This window comes from Mycobacterium sp. ML4 (assembly GCF_054515735.1).
Map to the genome: position 1 here is coordinate 67,777 of NZ_JBTNSY010000004.1, position 19,007 is coordinate 86,783.

At 65.7% G+C, this 19,007-nt stretch carries 19 protein-coding genes; 6 read left to right on the forward strand and 13 right to left on the reverse strand.

Annotated features, from left to right (window positions below):
• Nucleotides 1–2 precede the first annotated feature (2 nt).
• On the reverse strand, nucleotides 3–1,277 hold the full coding sequence (locus ACX9NE_RS05520; protein WP_459360802.1) for a deoxyguanosinetriphosphate triphosphohydrolase: 1,275 nt from the start codon (nucleotides 1,275–1,277) through the stop codon (nucleotides 3–5).
• A gap of 232 nt (nucleotides 1,278–1,509) precedes the next feature.
• Between ACX9NE_RS05520 and ACX9NE_RS05525 the strand changes: the two genes are divergently transcribed.
• Together ACX9NE_RS05525 and ACX9NE_RS05530 are read left to right on the forward strand one after the other, a co-directional pair.
• Nucleotides 1,510–2,460, forward strand: a complete 951-nt coding sequence (locus ACX9NE_RS05525) for an esterase family protein (protein WP_459360801.1) — start codon at nucleotides 1,510–1,512, stop codon at nucleotides 2,458–2,460.
• Between the two features lie 58 nt (nucleotides 2,461–2,518).
• The gene (locus ACX9NE_RS05530) at nucleotides 2,519–4,516 is read left to right on the forward strand and encodes a TPM domain-containing protein (RefSeq protein WP_459360800.1); all 1,998 of its coding nucleotides are present in this window, start codon (nucleotides 2,519–2,521) and stop codon (nucleotides 4,514–4,516) included.
• A 129-nt stretch (nucleotides 4,517–4,645) separates the two neighbouring features.
• Here ACX9NE_RS05530 and ACX9NE_RS05535 read toward each other — a convergent pair whose 3' ends face one another.
• From ACX9NE_RS05535 to ACX9NE_RS05555, 5 genes are all read right to left on the reverse strand, one after another.
• A complete protein-coding gene (locus tag ACX9NE_RS05535) occupies nucleotides 4,646–4,930 on the reverse strand; it encodes a WXG100 family type VII secretion target (protein ID WP_055579135.1) in 285 nt (94 codons plus the stop codon).
• Nucleotides 4,931–4,991: 61 nt separating this feature from the next.
• Nucleotides 4,992–5,288, reverse strand: a complete 297-nt coding sequence (locus ACX9NE_RS05540) for a WXG100 family type VII secretion target (RefSeq protein WP_459360799.1) — start codon at nucleotides 5,286–5,288, stop codon at nucleotides 4,992–4,994.
• Between the two features lie 128 nt (nucleotides 5,289–5,416).
• Nucleotides 5,417–5,746, reverse strand: a complete 330-nt coding sequence (locus ACX9NE_RS05545) for a hypothetical protein (protein WP_459360798.1) — start codon at nucleotides 5,744–5,746, stop codon at nucleotides 5,417–5,419.
• 362 nt (nucleotides 5,747–6,108) lie between these two features.
• On the reverse strand, nucleotides 6,109–7,650 hold the full coding sequence (locus tag ACX9NE_RS05550; RefSeq protein ID WP_459360869.1) for a phospholipase C: 1,542 nt from the start codon (nucleotides 7,648–7,650) through the stop codon (nucleotides 6,109–6,111).
• A 462-nt stretch (nucleotides 7,651–8,112) separates the two neighbouring features.
• Nucleotides 8,113–8,331 (reverse strand): hypothetical protein, encoded by a 219-nt coding sequence (locus tag ACX9NE_RS05555; RefSeq protein WP_459360797.1) that lies wholly within the window; start codon nucleotides 8,329–8,331, stop codon nucleotides 8,113–8,115.
• On the opposite strand from ACX9NE_RS05555, the gene ACX9NE_RS05560 reads away from it, so the two are divergent.
• Nucleotides 8,330–9,046 (forward strand): GAP family protein, encoded by a 717-nt coding sequence (locus ACX9NE_RS05560; protein ID WP_459360796.1) that lies wholly within the window; start codon nucleotides 8,330–8,332, stop codon nucleotides 9,044–9,046. The two genes, ACX9NE_RS05555 and ACX9NE_RS05560, sit on opposite strands and share 2 nt — an antisense overlap.
• A 108-nt stretch (nucleotides 9,047–9,154) precedes the next feature.
• Here ACX9NE_RS05560 and ACX9NE_RS05565 read toward each other — a convergent pair whose 3' ends face one another.
• The 7 genes from ACX9NE_RS05565 to ACX9NE_RS05595 all read right to left on the reverse strand — a co-directional run bounded on the left by ACX9NE_RS05565 (nucleotide 9,155) and on the right by ACX9NE_RS05595 (nucleotide 17,958).
• Nucleotides 9,155–10,333 (reverse strand): PPE family protein, encoded by a 1,179-nt coding sequence (locus tag ACX9NE_RS05565; protein ID WP_459360795.1) that lies wholly within the window; start codon nucleotides 10,331–10,333, stop codon nucleotides 9,155–9,157.
• Nucleotides 10,334–10,623: 290 nt separating this feature from the next.
• The gene (locus ACX9NE_RS05570; protein WP_459360794.1) at nucleotides 10,624–10,908 is read right to left on the reverse strand and encodes a WXG100 family type VII secretion target; all 285 of its coding nucleotides are present in this window, start codon (nucleotides 10,906–10,908) and stop codon (nucleotides 10,624–10,626) included.
• 14 nt (nucleotides 10,909–10,922) lie between these two features.
• A complete protein-coding gene (locus ACX9NE_RS05575) occupies nucleotides 10,923–11,219 on the reverse strand; it encodes a WXG100 family type VII secretion target (RefSeq protein ID WP_459360793.1) in 297 nt (98 codons plus the stop codon).
• 52 nt (nucleotides 11,220–11,271) lie between these two features.
• Nucleotides 11,272–12,453, reverse strand: coding sequence for a PPE family protein (locus ACX9NE_RS05580; protein ID WP_459360792.1), 1,182 nt, complete (start codon nucleotides 12,451–12,453; stop codon nucleotides 11,272–11,274).
• 276 nt (nucleotides 12,454–12,729) lie between these two features.
• Nucleotides 12,730–14,622, reverse strand: a complete 1,893-nt coding sequence (locus tag ACX9NE_RS05585) for a PPE family protein (RefSeq protein WP_459370696.1) — start codon at nucleotides 14,620–14,622, stop codon at nucleotides 12,730–12,732.
• Nucleotides 14,623–14,647: 25 nt separating this feature from the next.
• Nucleotides 14,648–16,465: a PPE domain-containing protein gene (locus tag ACX9NE_RS05590; protein ID WP_459360791.1), complete on the reverse strand. Its 1,818-nt coding sequence runs from the start codon at nucleotides 16,463–16,465 to the stop codon at nucleotides 14,648–14,650.
• A gap of 95 nt (nucleotides 16,466–16,560) precedes the next feature.
• A complete protein-coding gene (locus ACX9NE_RS05595) occupies nucleotides 16,561–17,958 on the reverse strand; it encodes a glycine--tRNA ligase (protein WP_459360790.1) in 1,398 nt (465 codons plus the stop codon).
• Nucleotides 17,959–18,070: 112 nt separating this feature from the next.
• On the opposite strand from ACX9NE_RS05595, the gene ACX9NE_RS05600 reads away from it, so the two are divergent.
• Genes ACX9NE_RS05600 through ACX9NE_RS05610 form a run of 3 tightly spaced genes read left to right on the forward strand, consistent with a single transcriptional unit; the run spans nucleotide 18,071 to nucleotide 18,943 of the window.
• The gene (locus ACX9NE_RS05600) at nucleotides 18,071–18,199 is read left to right on the forward strand and encodes a hypothetical protein (protein WP_459370697.1); all 129 of its coding nucleotides are present in this window, start codon (nucleotides 18,071–18,073) and stop codon (nucleotides 18,197–18,199) included.
• Nucleotides 18,168–18,554: an ArsR/SmtB family transcription factor gene (locus ACX9NE_RS05605; RefSeq protein WP_459360788.1), complete on the forward strand. Its 387-nt coding sequence runs from the start codon at nucleotides 18,168–18,170 to the stop codon at nucleotides 18,552–18,554. The genes ACX9NE_RS05600 and ACX9NE_RS05605 overlap by 32 nt, the downstream gene beginning before the upstream one ends.
• Nucleotides 18,554–18,943 (forward strand): Fur family transcriptional regulator, encoded by a 390-nt coding sequence (locus ACX9NE_RS05610; RefSeq protein WP_459360787.1) that lies wholly within the window; start codon nucleotides 18,554–18,556, stop codon nucleotides 18,941–18,943. Before ACX9NE_RS05605 ends, ACX9NE_RS05610 begins: the two co-directional genes overlap by 1 nt.
• The last annotated feature ends 64 nt before the right edge of the window (nucleotides 18,944–19,007 follow it).

Consider the following 19,007-nt stretch of genomic DNA (forward strand, 5'->3'; position numbering starts at 1 on the left):
GTCTAGGCCGTTGGTCCGCCGAGTTGGCCGGCGTCGATGCGTTCCAGCCGGCCCTCGGTGTAGGACGCGATCTGATCGACCACGACCCTCAGGCGGGCACCGTCGTCGGCTGCCGTGTTGAACGCCGCCGCGAAGACCGGATCAAGGGTATGCGGTGCGCCTGCGTGCAGCCACTGCGCCACCCCGTGAATCCGTTCGCGCTGCTCGGCCTGGGTCTGCAGATGCCGAGGGTCGGACATGATGAACTGCAGCGCCAGAATCTTGAGCAGCGCGACCTCGGCGCGCACCATGGCCGGCACCTGCAGGTCGGCGTTATAGCGCACCAGCGGCCCGGGTCCGGCCGCGGCGCGGGTGGTGGCGATTGCGGCCGTGGCGAACCGGCCGACCAGCTCACTGGTCAGCCGCTTGAGCGCCACGGCAGCGGTCAAGGTGGCGTCGTACTTGCCGACCGCGGCGACCACCGGCAGGCCCGACAGCCGGCGCGCGGCCTCCATCAATTCCCCGGCGCTGATCCGGGGGAATTCGCTCTCCCCCAGCTTGGCCAGCGCAGCCGAATCGTTCTCGTCGGCGAGCACCCGCAGGTCGATGCGTCCGGAGACCACCCCGTCCTCGACGTCATGGACGGAGTAGGCGACGTCGTCGGCCCAGTCCATCACCTGTGCCTCCAAACAAGTCCGCCCCGCCGGAGCGCCTTGGCGGACCCAGGAGGCCGCGGCGCGGTCGTCGTCGTAGAACCCGAACTTGCGCACTCCCCCGGTCCGCTCCCAAGGGTACTTCGTGACCGCGTCCAGGGCAGCGCGCGTCAGGTTCAATCCGGCGCTGCACCCCTGTGCGTCAAGGACTTTCGGCTCCAGGCTGGTGAGAATGCGAAAGTTCTGCGCATTGCCCTCGAAGCCACCGTAAGCGGCGGCCACCTCATTGAGCGCCCGCTCGCCGTTGTGGCCGTACGGCGGGTGCCCGATGTCGTGGGCCAGGCCGGCCAATTCGACCAGATCGAGGTCGCAGCCCAACGGGATCGCCATGCCACGCCCGATCTGGGCCACCTCCAACGAGTGGGTCAGCCGGGTGCGCGGGGTGTCGCCCTCGCGCGGTCCGACGACCTGTGTCTTGTCGGCCAGGCGGCGCAGTGCGGCGCTGTGCAGCACCCGCGCCCGGTCGCGGGCGAAGTCCGTGCGGTGCTGACCTTCGGTGCCCGGCAGACCCGCGGTTTTCGGCGCTTCGAGTACCCGCCGTGCGCGGTCGAAGTCGTCGTAGGGGTCGTGCTGTTCGGTGCTCACCGACCCACAGTCTGCCAGGGCGAACGCGGCCGGTGTGTCCCGAGCCACCGGCATGCCAGGACGGTTAGACCGCCTGGTTATGGGTAACAACTCGGTCACTGGGTCGGATCCACGGTTGCAGAAAGCCAGCGGGACGGAACGCACATCGTTCGTGCCGTGATCCAGTCGGGTGGCGACGGGCAACCATGGCGAGCCGCTGGGCCACAGGTCCCGCGGATAACAGGAGTCACACATGAATGAGATCAAGAGGCGCTGGATGCGTCGTCTGACGGCTACGGCGGTCGCAACGGCCGCGCTGCCCGGCCTGCTGGGAATCACGGGCAGTGAACCGACCGCCCGGGCCGCTGCGCCCGAGTTCCTGCAGGTTCCGTCGGCCGCGATGGGCCGCAACATCACCGTCGAGTTCCAGCAGGGCGGGGCGCCGGCGGTGTATCTGCTGGACGGCTTACGTGCCCGCGATGACCGCAACGGCTGGGATATCGAGACCAACGCATTCGACGAATACCAGGGCTCGGGCATATCGGTGGTGATGCCGGTCGGCGGCCGCTCCAGCTTTTACGCCGACTGGTATGGGTCGGCCAACGGGGCCACCTACAAGTGGGAGACTTTCCTGACCAGCGAGCTGCCCGGCTTCCTGGCGGGCAAGGGTGTCCGGTCCACGCGCAACGCCGTGGTCGGCGTGTCGATGTCCGGATCGTCGGCACTGATCCTGGCCGCTTATCACCCGGGCCAGTTCGCCTATGCGAGCGCGCTGTCGGCGTACCTGACTCCCTCCAGCGGCAACGGGCCCACCTTGATCAAGCTGGCCATGAACGACGAAGGCGGCTACAACCCCGAAGACATGTGGGGCCCGTCCGGCGGGCCGGGCTGGCAGCGCCACGATCCCACGGTGCAGGCCGGCAGGCTGGCCGGCAACAACACGCGCCTGTGGATCTACAGCGGCAATGGGACCCCGTCGGAGTTGGGCGGCGGTGGCAGCCTGCCGGGCCAGATCATCGAGCAGGTGGTGTTGCAGAGCAACGTCGACTTCAAGAACGCGTACAACGCCGCCGGCGGCCACAACGCCACGTTCAACATCGACGGCAGCGGCCAGCACGCCTGGGGTTACTGGAACGCGCAGTTGGTCGCCATGAAGGCAGACATGCAGCGCACCCTGGGGGCCAGCGGCGGCGGTCCGGCTTAATCCGTACACCGGGCACCGCCGTCGCTGAGTCGATGGCTGCCGCAGTTTAATGAGCGGTATGCGCATTGCTCGCCTGATCGGCGTGTTCCTGACCATGGTGACCGTGGGGCTCGGCGGGGGGCTGCTGCTGGCGCCCCCCGCCACTGCCCAGCCACCCTTCCGGTTGGCCGGTTACGTCACCGACAATGCCGGCGTGCTGAGCGATTCCGATCGTGCCGCCGTCATTGCCGCGGTCGACCGGCTCTACGCCGACCGGCACATCCGTCTCTGGGTGGTCTATGTCGACAACTTCTCCGGCCAGAGCGCTGAGAACTGGGGCCAACGCACCTTCCGGACCAGCGATCTGGGCAATTACGACGCGCTGCTGGCGGTGTCCACGACCGGCCGGGCGTACTCGTTCCTGGTGCCGAATGGAATGCAGGGGGTCACCCCGAGTCAAGTCGACAACCTGCGGCACAACCAGATCGAGCCCGCGCTGCGCAATGCCCAGTGGAGTGCTGCGGCGATCGCCGCGGCCAACGGCCTCGACGAATCGCCGAGTTCGACGGGTCGTTATCTGCTGCTGGGCGCACTCGGCATCATCGTCCTTGCGGTGCTGATTCTGTTGTTCGTCATGCGCCGTCGGGCGCGCCGGCGCCGCGCCGACGCGGTTGCGGCGGCCCGGCGGGTGGATCCCACCGATGCGGCGGCACTGGCAGAGATTCCGTTGGACATCCTCGACGACTTGTCCCGGTCGAAGGTCGTGGAGGTCGACAATGCGGTGCGCACCAGCTCCAACGAACTCGCGCTGGCGATCGAGGAGTTCGGCGAACAGCGCACCGCACCCTTCATCCAGGCGGTAAACAATGCCAAAGCCGCTCTGTCGCAAGCATTCACGGTGCGTCAACAGCTCGACGACAGCGCACCCGAGACGCCCGCGCAGCGTCGTGAGATGCTCACCCGGGTAATCGTGTCGGCAGCCGACGCCGACCGCGAACTGGAGTCGCAGACAGATGCGTTCGAGCAGCTGCGTGACCTGGTGATCAACGCCCCGAACCGGCTCGACGCGCTGACCCGGCAGTACGTCGAACTCACCACCCGCATCGACCCGGCGGAACAGCACTTGACCGAGTTGCACACCGAATTCGGCGCTGCCGCTCTCCATTCGGTTTCCAGCAACGTCAGCACCGCCAAGGAGCGCCTGGAATTCGCCGACCGCAACATAGGCGTGGCGCGCGAGCTGGCCGGGCAGGCCGTCAGCGGACAGCAGAGCCGCTTGGTGGACGCGGTGCGTGCCGCCGAATCCGCTCTCGGGCAGGCACGCTCCCTGCTGGACGCGGTGGACAGTGCAGCCGATGATATTCGGCACGCGGTGGCAAATCTGCCGTCGGTGCTGGCCGACGTCCAAATGGCCATCAAGCGTGCCAATGAGGAGTTGCAGAAGACCCAGGGCAACAGGTCGGCGCACACCGGCGAGTTGATCGCCGCGCGCGACGCGGCGGCACGGGCGCTGGACGACTCCGGCAGCGCCAAAGGCACCGCCGACCCGTTGGCCGCGTTCGCCCGACTGACCAAGGCCGACGCGGAGCTCAACCGGATGCTGACGACGGTGGCGCAGGAGCAGGCTAACGCCGAACGGCTCACCCGGTCTCTCGACCAGGCGCTCTTCACGGCGGAAGCGCGAGTGAACGCGGTGTCGGAGTACATCGACACCCGGCGCGGCAGCATAGGGCCCGAAGCCCGGACCCGCCTGGCCGAGGCACGGCGTCAACTACAAGCCGCACACGCCCGCAAGTCGTCCAATCTGCCCGAAGCAATCGCGTATGCCAACGGCGCTTCCACTCTGGCCGCTCAAGCGCAGTCGCTGGCCAATGCCGACGTGCAGGCGGCCCAGCGCGCCTACGCCCGTCGCAGCGGAGGCGACACCGGCGCGATGCTGGGCGGCATCATTATCGGCGACCTGCTCAGCGGAGGTCTGCGCGGCGGATTCGGAGGGTGGAGCCCGACGTCGTTCGGCGGATCGTCGTCGGGTGGGTCGTCCGGCGGTGGCTTCATGGGTGGCGGCGGGCGGTTCTGAGCCGAACCCGTCCCACAAAAAACTGCGCACGCCCACCGGTGGCGGGCGTGCGCAGCTTGTCAGTTCAGGTGATTCACGACGGGCGCACCGGGCTGAAGCCGGTGCGCCGCCGCGAACCGAGAACTTCTCTCAGGCCCAGCTGGACCCGACGGCGCTGTCGGTCTGCGCCATGTTGCTGCCGGCGCTCTGGACCTTCTGGCCGTGAGCGTTGGCCTGCTCGTAGATCACCTGGAAGTTGCGGCCCAACTGGGCGATGAACTCCTGGCAAGCCACCGAACCGGCGCCGCCCCAGAAGTCACCGGCAGCCAGCACATCGCGAACGATGGCCTGGTGCTCGGCCTCCAGGTTGGCGGCCTGCGCGCGGATCAACGCGCCGTGCGCGTCGACGTCACCGAACTGGTAGTTAATGGTCATTGAACTGGTCTCCTTAGTTTGTGAAAGTTTTTAAGCTGCAGCGGCTTTCGCCGCCATCGGGCTAGCTGCTGAGGATCTGCTGCGAAGCCTGCTCTTGCTGCTCGTAGTTGTTGGCGTCGCGGATCAGTCCGTCACGCACTCCGTGCAGCATGTTCACAATGTTGCGGAAGGCCTGGTTCATCTGGCCCATCGTGTCCAGCGAGGTCGCCTGAGCGAGACCGCTCCAGCCGGCGCCGGCGATGTTCTGCGAGGACGCCCACATGCGACGGGCCTCGTCCTCGACGGTCTGGGCGTGGGTCTCAAAGCGGCCCGCCATGGCCCGCATCGCGTGCGGGTCAGTCATAAAGCGTGTTGCCATCTTGGCTATCTCCTTTGGGTTCGTGGATTGCTTGGAAATCTCAACCAGTTTTGATTGATGTGATCACCGGGTCCGGACTGTCCGGAACCGTTAATCACCCGTAGACATCGACAGTCTGTCCCTTTCTCTCATCCGGCTGCCGGCGAATGCGGGACCACGCTGTTACCGCGTGGCATCTCGAAACGAGGTTCAGCGTTCTCCGCTTCCCACTGTTTCCACTCCGCCCACTCATCCCACTCGTCGTTGCCCTGTTCGATCGGTTCCGGATCGACCGCACCTGGCACCACGACGACCTCTTCGACACCTGATTCAGACTCCTTCGACCAGTGGTCGTAGTCGTCCGGTGGGACAGCAGTACCCCAGCTGAGCGGAACGGATAGTCCGCCGAGCATGCCTGACTCGCCCCGTTTTGCCGCCACAGAATCGGGCGGCAAGGGTGGACCAAGAGGCAAAAGCACGCCTGTCCCCTTTCAGTGCCGAATCACAACTTCATGCTCCATGGTATGCACCCGAGCACGAGCATCGTAAGACAATCCCGCGACGAATTTCAGCCAAATGCCGGATTTCGTGTCGCTCAAACGCCGTATTCGTCCCGTCTGCACCTCCCACCCCGGGCCGACCGCCATGTCGTGCGGCGCAACGCGGTTGCCGTGGGCTCCGCCGTGGCAGCCAGCGGACAGCTGCCGTCCCTGACATCGGGCTGAGCCGAAGGAGTTTCGGTGGCTCCCCACGGTTCGCGCGGTCACCTCGCCCGCGCACTCAGACCGGGCACCACGCGCGATCGCCACCGATCCCCTGGCGTTCGGCGATTGTCGCCGGGTCAGCAGGGACCGCTGGGAATACCCCGCGCCGGCTGGGTTTCCTGAGTGGGCATCATTTGCGGGAACGGCACCCGGTAGGGAATGGACGTCTTGGTCGTCGTGCCCAATATCGCGTTCGGCACGCACTGGGGCAGTTTGGGCAAAGCCTGCAGGCGCGGGTGATCCAGGTTCGGCTTCGACGGGTTGGGCGGCTGGGCGAAATTGAAGGTCGAGGTCATGTCGCCGACCGTCGCGTTTCGCCATGCCGAGAGATTCGGGACGGGCACATTGAAGCGGGTGCTGATCAACTTCAGCGTGGAGGTGTGGTCGAAGGTGTCGTGGTTCATCAACGGCCCGCGGCTGTAGGGCGAAATCACGATGCACGGGACCCGGAACCCCAGTCCGATCGGTCCACGAATTCCGCCCGAACCGGGCACCGAATTGATATCGGCCACCGTGAGGAACTCGCCCGGGGTGCCTGGCGGAGGCGTCGGAGGGACGACGTGGTCGAAGAAGCCGCCGTTTTCGTCGTAGTTCACGATCAGCGCGGTCTTTTCCCAGAGGGCCGGGTTGGACAGCAGTATCCGCAGCGCGTCGACGATTCCGACGGCACCGATCGAGACCGGGAAGGCCGGGTGTTCCGAGAGCAGAAAGCCCGGCAACAGCCACGACACCTTGGGCAGCCTGTTGTTCCTGACGTCGGAGGCGAAGTCCAGGGGGTAGGTGGGGGCTACGCCGTAGCGGGCCAGATTAGAACGGGGATCGGCTGCCTGCCTGAAATCGTTGACCAAGCCGTTGTAGCCGATGACGGTGTTGTTCAGCGGACCGAGCAGCTTGTTCTGGTAGACCTTCCAACTCACGCCTGCGGCTTCCAGGTTGTCCGGCATGATGGGCCAGCTGTAATGCTGCAGCGGTTGGATGTTCGGTTCCAGGATCACCGGCCCGCCCTGCGTACCTGCCGGGTCGATCCACGCGCTCATCCAGTACAGCCGGTTCGGAGTGGTACCGCCCAGCAACGAGGCGTGGTAGTTGTCGCAGACGGTGAACGTGTCGGCGAGCAGGTAATGAATCGGGAGGTCGTTTCGCGTGTAGTAACCCATGGTCACCGGCACGTTGCCCTGTACCGCGCTGAACGCGGCCTGGGCCGGCAACCAGCCGTTCATGGCGCCGTTGTTCCACGACTGATGCTGAGATATCCAGCTGTGGTCCGGGTCGTTGACGCATTCTCCCGCCACCAGCGGGCCCCGGGTGGTGTCGAAGCGGAACGGCATCGTGACCCCGGCCGGGTCGTTTGCCTGGGTGGCCGGGTTCCAGCCCTTCTGCTGAAAAACGCCGGGCAGCGCACTGGGGTCCTGGAAGCCCGCGACGCCGGACATGGTGCCGAAATAGTGGTCGAACGACCGGTTTTCCTGCATCAACAACACGATGTGCTCGATGTCGGTGAGATGGCCGCTGCACGGACCCGCACCATAGGCTTTTTCGATAATGGGACCCGCCAGGTCCAGGAACGCACCCGCGGTGGTGGCGGCGGCGGCCTTCGCCAAGAACTGCCGACGGGTCATTCCGTCGACCGGGTGTTCGGTCCCCACACGCCCTCCAGGAGGCTACTCGCGCCGTTTGCTGATCACGGTATAGATGCGCGGGCAATCAGCCCGGGCACGTCGACCGGCGTGTCGTGCTGAATCGGTTCGCCGGGTCGAAATATCGGCAGCGCGCCTTTGCCGATGGAATGCTCGAGAGTCCACGGGTCCCGGAGTTTCTCGAATCCGCATAAATGGCGATCGGCAGACGGCACGGAATTGCCGGCAACACCGGTTCCGGTTCTGGAATCACATTCGGAAATGTGTTCCGGTCGTCATGCGAATGCGCGGATCCTGAGACCGTTGTCGCAGGCCGCCCGGCGCACCACGCGCCGGACGGCAACCGGGTCGTGCCCGCCGGCGGGCCCAGCCGTCGGCGGAAAAACGGCGCATAAATGGTGGCGGCGAAAAAATTTAGATATTCCCGCATTCCTGATCGATCCCTCAGAAAGCCATTTCGGTCACCGCCACAACGATCATGGCCGCAGGATCCTGCGAGGTCAGCGCCCCGCGCGGCCGGTTGCCGATACTGTCGGCGGCGGCGACGTTCTTATTCCGGCGCCAGAAAAGATTGGCGTCGCACGTTTTGCTCAGCCGGCCGCAAAATAGACGGTCGCGCACGTCTTCCGCGGTCCTCGACCACGTTGTAGCCTCCGATGCCATGTGGCTCACGGTGCTGGTGTTAGCTCTTGTGGCGACTGTGGACCCGATACGGGTCGGTGTTAGCGTTGCGTTGTCATCTCGCCCACGGGCTTCCAGAGCCCTGCTCGCCTTCTGGCTGGGCGGCGTTGCGATAAGCATCGTCCTCGCCGCCGGTGTGTTGTTCGGCCTGCGCGACGTCGCCCTCACCACGATGCACCGGGTGCAACTGGCGGCCGCCACCCCGACCGCCGGCCATCTCCAGATCGGGATGGGCGTGTTCGCTCTGCTCATCGCGGGGACAGCGATCGGGTTTCCACCGTCTGGGCCCTCGCGAACGGGCCTGCCCGACGGTCACAGCACCCACCGGTCGTCGGCGGCGACCCTTTCGACATGGTCCGCCCGCGCCCAGAATGCCTTGCAGGCCAGGCCGATCGGGGTGGCGTTCGCTCTGGGCGTGGGAATGCTGGTGGACTTCCGGTTCCTGGCCGCACTGACCGCCATCCTGGCTTCCGGAGCCGCTATCGGCGCCCAGGTCTGCGCAGCGGGTGTGTACACCCTGGTCGCACTGACCTTCGTCGAACTTCCCCTCGTCAGTCAGCTGGCGGCACCGGCACAGACCGATCGCGTGATGGCCGCGGTGAACCGGTGGGCAAAGGCCCGCCGGAAGCAGGTATTCGCGTTCGTGCTCGGGTTGCTCGGCGTCTTTCTGCTGACGCGGGGATTCGGCCACGCCTAACCGAACGGCCGATCACAGTGCAGCACAACCCAACTCAATAGAGACAGGCACGAAAAAGACGCGGGCAACGCAACCCCCGTACGTCACCCGCGCCTGAGATCAAGCGGCCTATCCGACGCCGGTCCGCGGGATCACGCTGGGCCGGTTCTGCACCACGTGGGGGCTCGCACCGCCACGGCCCATCATGCCGCCGGGCATACCCGCTCCAGCGCCGCCGCCGCCCATGGGCATCGGCATCATCGGCATGCCGCCACCGGCACCCGCACCGGCGGCTCCCGCCGCTTGCGCCATCTCGGCGGCGTTGACGCCCAGACCCGACATCGCCGTGCTGGCCATTCCCTTGGGCACCGAACCCTGCCAGGTAGGCGGCACCGACATCGCACCCACCAAGCGGGCATTGCCCAGCCCTGCGGACATCCCGCCGCCCAGTCCTGCACCGCCGCCGAGGCCCTTCATCGGATTGACGTCTCCGACGAACTTCGGCGCGTCCACCAGCCCCGCGGCCGTCGATGCGCCGGCCAGTCCGGCCGTGCTGGTCGCTGAGGTGCCGGCCTGCATCAGCGGGCCGATCAGCATGCTGGCGGGCATCGCCCCGAGCTGGGCCAACGATGCGATCGACTGAATCGGCAAAGCCGCCGCAGCCGACTGCGCGCCGGCCACGATTCCGGGAGCCGCCGACACCACGCCTTGTAACGCCGGGCTAATCGCCGCCGAGGCCGTCGTCGCCAGGCCAGTGACGTTGGCCGCCAACCCCGCCAGGTCCACCGGCGGCAGCGCGAACGGCGTCAGGCTGGCCGCGACCGCCGTCGCGCCACCGTGATAACCGACCATCGCGGCCACGTCCTGCGCCCACATCTCCATGTAGTCGAACTCGGTCGCCGCGATCGCCGGAGTATTGAACCCCAGGAAGTTCGTCGCGATCAACGTCATCAACGACACCCGGTTGGCCGTCACCGCCGCCGGATGCACTATCGCGCTCATCGCCGCCTCGAACGCCGAGGCCGCCGCCCGCGCCTGACCGGCCGCCAGCTGCGCCTGCGCCGCCGCATCTCCCAGCCACCCCACATATGGTGTGGCGGCGGCCGCCATCGCCGCCGACGACGGACCGGCCCATGGCCCACTGGCCAGGCTCACGATCACGCCGTTGAACGACGACGCCGACGCGGACAGATCAGCGGCCAGGCTCTCCCAGGCCGCGGCCGCCACATGCAGCGGACCTGATCCCACTCCACCATGAATCCGCGCCGAGTTGACCTCCGGCGGTAACCACGCAAAGTCCAGAAACATCGCATCCCCAACTCAACCAGCCGCGTCCACGGCACCAACATTCGTCTACCCGACCTGCGGGCCCGCCTATATCGGATCGTAAAACAATCCTCCGCAGCAGTCTGGGCTTTGGCCAAACTGGCTGCATTCAGGTATTCGCACGCGAAATCGACTTAGTTACTTGTTCAGTGTATTCGGTTTTGTGACCGGCTCGTGACACCAATGAGGCACTGCGCTGTGCTTCGGTGTCTGAGACCTGCCACTGTGTGTCATTCATCTGTCATCGCCGGGTTCCTCAGCCCGGTCGAGGGTCACGCCCAGCTGGACCCGACGGCGCTGTCGGTCTGAGCCATGTTGCTGCCGGCGCTCTGGACCTTCTGGCCGTGAGCGTTGGCCTGCTCGTAGATCACCTGGAAGTTACGGCCCAACTGGGCGATGAACTCCTGGCACGCAACCGAACCGGCGCCGCCCCAAAAGTCGCCCGCCGCAAGCACATCGCGAACGATGGACTGGTGCTCGGCCTCCAGGCTGGCGGCCTGTGCGCGGATCAGCGCACCATGCGCGTCGACATCCCCGAACTGGTAATTGATCGTCATCGTCCGGGACCTCTCTAACTGCTCAGGATCTGCTGGGACGCCTGCTCTTGCTGCTCGTAGTTATTGGCGTCGCGGATCAGCCCGTCGCGCACACCGTGCAGCATGTTCACGATGTTGCGGAAGGCCTGATTCATCTGGCCCATGGTGTCCAGCGAGGTCGCCTGAGCAAGACCGCTCCAGCCGGCGCCGGCGATGTTCTGCGAGGACGCCCACATGCGACGCGCCTCGTCCTCAACCGTCTGGGCGTGCACCTCAAAACGTCCGGCCATGTCCCGCATCGCGTGCGGATCGGTCATGAAACGAGTAGCCAATTTGATGTCCTTTCCTCAGAAATAAAAAGTCAGAATTCGATGGTCGCTGGTCTTATCCGACGCCGGTCCGCGGGACGACACTGGGCCGGTTCTGCACTACATGCGGGCTTGCTCCGCCACGCCCCATCATGCCGCCGGGCATACCTGCTCCTGCGCCGCCGCCCATACCCATCGGCATCGGCATCATGCCCATGCCGGAGCCTCCCGCGGCCTGTGCCAGCGCTGCCGGGTTGGGCGTCGCACCCAGACCCGACATGGCCGAACTGCCCATTGCTTTGGGCACCGAACCCTGCCAGGTGGGCGGCACAGACATCGCGCCGACCAGGTGCGCCTTGCCGAGATCGCCTGCCATTCCGGCGCCCAGCCCGGCCCCGCCCAGCCCCTTGGCCGCGGGGGCGAGGTCGCCGACGAACTTAGGCGCGTCCGCCAAGCCCGCTTCCGTTGCCCCAACCAGTCCGGCCGTGCTCGCGGTGGCCGATTGCCCTGCTTGCACGAGCGGGCCGATCAGCATGCTCGCCGGCATCGCCCCAAGCTGGGCCACTGAAGCAAGTGATTGCAGCGGTAGGGCGGACGCCGCCGACTGCACCCCGGTGACCAGGGCGGGCACCGCCGAGAGCGTGCCCTGCACGGCCGGGCTGATCGCTGCCGATGCCGAAGTCGCCAACCCGGTGAACCCGGCCCCGACGTTGGCCGCCAACCCGACCAGGTCCACCGGCGGCAGCGCGAACGGCGTCAGGCTGGCCGCGACCGCCGTCGCACCCCCGTGATAACCCACCATCGCGGCGACATCCTGGGCCCACATCTCCACATAATCGAACTCATTGGCCGCAATCGCCGGAGTGTTCAATCCCAGGAAGTTCGTCGCGATCAACGTCAGCAGGGACGTCCGATTGGCCGTCACCACCGCCGGATGCACCGTCGCGGTCAACGCCGACTCGAACGCCGACGCCGCCGCCCGCGCCTGACCGGCCGCCAGCTGCGCCTGAGCCGCCGCATCTCCCAGCCACCCCACATACGGTGTGGCGGCGGCCGCCATCGCCGCCGACGACGGACCGGCCCAAGGCCCACCGGCCAGACTCACGATCACGTCGTTGAACGACGACGCCGACGCGGACAGGTCAGCGGCCAGACCCTCCCACGCGGCGGCCGCCACATGCAGCGTGCCGGACCCCACTCCACCATGAATCCGCGCGGAGTTGACCTCCGGCGGCAACCATGCAAAGTCCAGAAACATCACAACCCCAAACCAGCAAGCCGCTCCGACTCAGATGGGACCGCTCGCGCTGCGAAACAGCCCATGGGCGGATCGTAAGACAGATCACAGTGAAAGTCTGTAGTTTTGGCCAATCCGTCTTGATGAATTTGATAAGGGAAGCCGCACCCGCGGCGTGACTGGACAGCTGTCCAGTTGATTGTCAACTTATTCGACAACAATGTTGCAATAATGTGGGTGCATCGCTATCCGAGAATATGCCACTAAAACGGCATTCCAGAATGGTCGCTGCCGGCGTCAGACGAAGCCTTTGAGGATTCCCGCGACACCGTCACCCGAAACCAGCAGGCCTGAGCTGCCGGTTCCGAAGACCAGGATTCCGGAACTCGTGACACCCGCGATGAAGAACCCCGCATTCTGGACCGCCGCGTTGTAGATACCCGCGTTGCCGTATCCGGTGGTGAGAATGCCCGAGTTGCCGCCCAAGGCAAGCGTGGTGCTGGTGTTGACGTAGCCCGAGTTGCCGAATCCCGAGTTCTGCAAGCCGGAGTTGCCACTGCCCGCGGGGTCGTTATTGCCGAAACCCGAGTTGCCGGTGCCGACGTTGAAGAAGCCCGAATTGGGTCCGGCCTGGGTTGCCGCGCTGAAGATTCCGGTGTTGAGGCCGCCGGCATTGAAGGCCCCGGTATTGGTGTCGCCGGCGTTTCCGAAGCCGGTGTTGACATTGCCCCCGTTGGCGAAGCCCGTGTTGACATCACCCGCATTGAGAAATCCGCTGTTGACGTTCCCGGAGTTTCCGAAGCTGGTGTTCGACGAGCCGGAGTTGAAGCTGCCGCCGTTGAAATTCCCGGAATCGAAGAAACCGAAGTTGCCGGCGCCGGCGTTGGCGGCGCCGGTGTTCGTGTCGCCGGCGTTCCAGAAGCCGGTGTTGACGTCGCCGGAGTTACCGAACCCGAAGCTGCCGACGCCGGAGTTGCCGAAGCCGACGTTGCCGGTGCCGGAGTTGAAGAAACCGACGTTGCCGGTACCGGAATTGAACAGACCGACGTTGCCGCTACCGGAATTGAGTGCGCCGAAGCCGAATTGGTTGTCACCGGTGAGTCCGAGCCCGATGTTGTTGTTGCCGGTGTTACCGAAACCGACGTTACCGCTGCCGGTGTTTCCGAAGCCGAAGTTGCCGCTGCCGAAGTTGCCGCTACCGACATTGAGCGAGCCGTTGTTTCCGGAGCCGACGTTGGTGCTGCCGATATTGCCGCCGCCGAGGTTGGTGTTGCCGATGTTGCCCAGTCCCAGGTTGGCGCTACCGATGTTCCCACCACCCAGGTTCTGACTGCCGAAATTGCCGCTGCCCAGGTTCAGGTTGCCGGTATTGCCACTACCGAAGTTGGTATCGCCGGTGTTGCCGCTGCCCAGGTTTGCGTTCCCGATATTGCCGCTGCCGAGATTGGAACTGCCGATATTGCCGCTGCCCAGGTTGGTGTCACCGATATTGCCGCTGCCCACGTTCAGCGAACCGATGTTCCCCAGACCAAGGTTGATGCCCTGCAGTGGGGCGGGCACGATGCCGGCGGCCGCGGCCGCGGCTGCGGCTTGGGCGCGTGCCGACGTCGTCCGGAACTCATCCTTCAGGCTCGAAAGTCCTTGCAGCGCAAGCAGATCGCGCAATGCAGCCGGCCAGCCGCTCTGCCAGAACGCCAACTGAGCCGCCGCCGCCGACGCCCCCCCGTGATACCCCACCATCGCCGCCACATCAGCAGCCCACATCTCCTCATACACACCCTCAGCGGCAGCGATCGCCGGCGCATTCTGACCAAACACATTCAAGGACACCAACCGCACCAACGCATCACGATTGGCCGCCACCGCCCCCGGATGCACCGTCGCCGCCCGCGCCGCCTCGAACGCACTCACCACAGCACCGGCCTGCCCCGCCGCCCCCGCAGCACGCGCGGCCGCCGCACCCAACCACCCCGCATACGGCGCCGCCGCCGCCGCCATCGCCCGCGCCGCCGCACCCTGCCAGCCAGCATCCACCAAATCCGACGTCACCGACGCAAACGAATCCGCCGCCGCCCCCAACTCATCGGCCAACCCCGACCACGCCGCCGCCGCCGCCAGCAACGGCCCCGGCCCCGCACCCGAAAACATCCGCCACGAATTGACCTCAGGCGGCAACACCAGAAAATTCATCGTCAAACGCCTCTCAGCATGTGCGTCAGCGGAAGAAACCCGACAGTCCGGTTCCGGAATTGAACCCGCCGGAGTTGGCGTCACCCGAGTTCAGAATCCCGGAGCTATCGTTGCCGGTATTGGACCAACCGGCCAGGCGATTACCCGAATTCGCTATCCCCGCATTGTTCGTGCCGATATTTGCGAAGCCGGAATTGAAGCCCGGGAGCAGCACCGGACTGGAGTTGGAGAAACCTGAGTTAGCGCTGCCGGAATTGAAGAAACCAGAGTTCGAATTTCCACTCGGATTGCCATTACCCCAGCCGGAGTTTCCGGTTCCCAGGTTGCCGAAACCGGAGTTGGCGACGGGCTGGTCAGTTGCGCTGAAGAATCCGGTGTTGAGGTTGCCCCCGTTGAAGCCGCCGGTGTTGGTGTCGCCCGCGTTGAAGAGGCCGGTGTTGACGCTGCCCGCGTTGAAGAAACCCGTGTTGGAATTTCCGGAGTTCCAGAACCCGGTGTTTCCGGCTCCCGAATTGCCGAAACCGGTGCTTTCGGTACCCACGTTGAAGCTGCCCGCGTTGGAGTTACCGGCATCGAAGAACCCCAAGTTGCCGCTGCCGGCGCTGCCGATGCCGGTGTTGGAATCGCCGGAATGCCAGAAGCCGGTGTTGAAACTGCCCGAGTTGGCAAAACCGGTATTGCCGTTGCCGGAGTTGAAGAAGCCGACGTTGCCGTCGCCGGAGTTGAAGAAGCCGATGTTGTTGTTGCCCGAGTTGAACAGGCCGAAGTTCCCGGCGCCCGAGTTCAGCGCTCCGATGCCGCGCTGGCCGTTGCCGGTGAGCCCGATACCGATGTTGTCGTTGCCGTTGTTCCCGAACCCGATGTTGCCGGAACCCAGGTTTCCGAAGCCGATGTTGCTGCCGCCGAAATTCCCGCTGCCGATGTTGAAAGTGCCGACGTTTCCGCTGCCCAACGACAGGTCGCCCTTGTTGCCGCTGCCGAGGTTGACGGTGCCGAAGTTGCCGCTGCCCAGATTGAGGCTGCCGATGTTGCCGCTGCCCAGATTGCCGGCACCGAAATTACCGCTGCCGGGGTTGAAATCCCCGGCGTTGCCGCTGCCCAGGTTGCCGGTACCGATGTTTCCGCCACCCAGGTTGTAGTCGCCGAAGTTCCCGCTGCCCAGGTTGAGGTTGCCGATGTTGCCGCTACCCAGGTTCAGGCCGCCGATGTTGCCACTGCCGAGGTTGAACGAGCCTATGTTGCCCAGTCCCAGGTTCAGTATCAGGTCGCTGACGGCCGCGGGCGCGGCTCGTGTGCCGCCGCTCAGCACACCCTGCAGCGCACCTTGCCAGGCGCTCTGCCAGGACGCCAACTGAGCCGCCGCCGCCGACGCCCCCCCGTGATACCCCACCATCGCCGCTACATCAGCAGCCCACATCTCCTCATACACACCCTCAGCGGCAGCGATCGCCGGCGCATTCTGACCAAACACATTCAAGGACACCAACCGCACCAACGCATCACGATTGGCCGCCACCGCCCCCGGATGCACCGTCGCCGCCCGCGCCGCCTCGAACGCACTCACCACAGCACCGGCCTGCCCCGCCGCCCCCGCAGCACGCGCGGCCGCCGCACCCAACCACCCCGCATACGGCGCCGCCGCCGCCGCCATCGCCCGCGCCGCCGCACCCTGCCAGCCAGCATCCACCAAATCCGACGTCACCGACGCAAACGAATCCGCCGCCGCCCCCAACTCATCGGCCAACCCCGACCACGCCGCCGCCGCCGCCAGCAACGGCCCCGGCCCCGCACCCGAAAACATCCGCCACGAATTGACCTCAGGTGGCAACACCAGAAAATTCATCGCCGAAAGCCCCTCCTCTGGGGGTTATTCTCAACCGCGCGCCAGCGCGTTACCGCAAGCGACACGCGCAGCCGCCGCGGCCGTCGTACGACCCGTCAGGCGCCCTTGAGGCGCACGGCCAAATAGTCGGCGACTTTGTCGATAGCGACCCGCTCCTGCGTCATGGCGTCGCGCTCGCGCACGGTGACGGCGTTGTCCTCGAGCGAGTCGAAGTCCACGGTCACGCAGTATGGCGTGCCGACCTCGTCCTGCCGCCGGTAGCGCCGGCCGATGGCGCCGGCGTCGTCGAACTCGATGTTCCAGGACCTGCGTAGCTCGGCGGCCAGATCGCGCGCCTTCGGGCTCAGGTCGGCGTGCCGGGACAACGGGAGCACCGCGGCCTTGACCGGCGCGAGCCTCGGGTCCAGCCGCAGGACGGTGCGCTTGTCCATCCCGCCCTTGGCGTTGGGCGCCTCGTCCTCGGTGTAAGCGTCGACGAGGAACGCCATGAACGAGCGGGTCAGGCCCGCTGCCGGTTCGATGACGTACGGGGTGTAACGGACGTCGGTGCCCTGGTCGTAGTACGACAGTTCGGTTCCGGAATGCTTGCTGTGAGTCGACAGGTCGAAGTCGGTCCGATTCGCGACGCCCTCCAGCTCACCCCACGGGTTGCCCTGGAAACCGAATTTGTACTCGATGTCGACGGTGCGGTCGGAGTAGTGCGACAACTTCTCTTTGGGGTGCTCGTAGAGCCGCAAGTTCTCCGGGTCGATGCCGAGGTCGATGTACCACTGGCGCCGGGTGTCGATCCAGTACTGGTGCCATTCCTTGGCCGTGGACGGTTCGACGAAGAACTCCATCTCCATCTGCTCGAACTCGCGGGTACGGAAGATGAAGTTGCCCGGGGTTATCTCGTTGCGAAAGCTCTTGCCGATCTGGCCGATACCGAAGGGGGGCTTCTTACGCGAGGTCGTCACCACGTTGGCGAAGTTGACGAAGATGCCCTGCGCCGTTTCCGGACGCAGATAGTGCAGTCCCTCCTCGGTCTCTATCGGGCCGAGGTAGGTCTTGAGCATCATGTTGAACTCGCGTGGTTCGGTCCACTCGCCCTTGGTTCCACAGTCGGGACAGACGATTTCGGTCATCGGCACCGAATCTGGATCAATAGCGGGATCGCCCTTCGCTTTCCTCGCCGCGTAGTTCTCCTGCATGTGGTCCTGGCGGTGCCGCTTGTGGCAGTTGAGGCACTCGACCAGGGGGTCGTGGAAAACCTCGACGTGACCGGATGCCACCCACACCTCACGCGGCAGGATGATCGACGAATCGAGCCCGACGACGTCGTCCCGCCCGGTGACGACCGAGCGCCACCACTGTCGTTTGATGTTCTCCTTGAGCTCCACACCGAGCGGGCCGTAGTCCCAGGCCGACTTGGTGCCGCCGTAGATTTCACCTGAGGGAAAGACGAAGCCGCGCCGTTTGGCCAGGTTGACTACGGTTTCGATGACGGACGCCACGGGGGTGTGCGCTCCCTTCGGAGGATCTGGCGGAGACGGGCGGCGATGATTACTGCCCGCAAATCATCAGTCATGGTAGCGATCGGCGTGGGGGTCTTTGACATGCATCATCATGCATGTGACAGTGGAGGGCAGCCGCTGGCAGGTGCCGACCGCCGCGCCCGGAGCGGTCCGCAGCCTCGATCTTCCAAAGAAGGTGACTCCCCACGGTGACATCGCCGACGACACCTACCGCCGATGACGAACTGGCTGGTCATCACGAGCACATCGCTGACGATTTTGCGGAGCACCCTGCCTATCCGACGCCGCCGCCGAGGGAAATCCTGGACGCCGCCGGTGAGTTACTGCGCGCGCTGGCTGCGCCGGTGCGGATCGCCATCGTGCTGCAACTGCGCGAATCGCAGCGTTGTGTGCACGAATTGGTCGATGCGCTCGGGGTGCCGCAGCCCCTGGTCAGCCAGCACCTCAAGATCCTGAAGGCCGCCGGGGTGGTCGCCGGAGAGCGATCCGGACGTGAGGTGCTGTACCGGCTCGCAGACCATCACCTGGCCCACATCGTGGTCGACGCCGTGGCCCATGCCGCTGAGGACGACTAATGACCAACACCAGCGTTCGTTCCACCCGGCAACGGGCGGCCATCTCCACGCTGCTGGAAACCCTCGACGAGTTCCGCTCGGCGCAGGAGCTGCACGACGAACTGCGCCGACGCGGTGAGAACATCGGCCTGACCACGGTCTACCGCACCCTGCAGTCGATGGCGGCGGCGGGCCTGGTCGACACGTTGCGCACCGACACCGGCGAATCGGTCTACCGCAGGTGTTCAGAACACCACCACCATCATCTGGTGTGCCGCAGTTGCGGCTCCACCATCGAGGTCGGTGACCACGAGGTGGAATCTTGGGCCGCCGAGGTGGCCGCGAAGCATGGTTATTCGGACGTCAGCCACACCATCGAGATCTTCGGCACCTGCGCGGACTGCCGCTGACCCTGGGTCGAGTCTTCGCCGAGCGTGAAGCTGGCCGCACATTGGGCGCCGAGCGTGAAGCTAG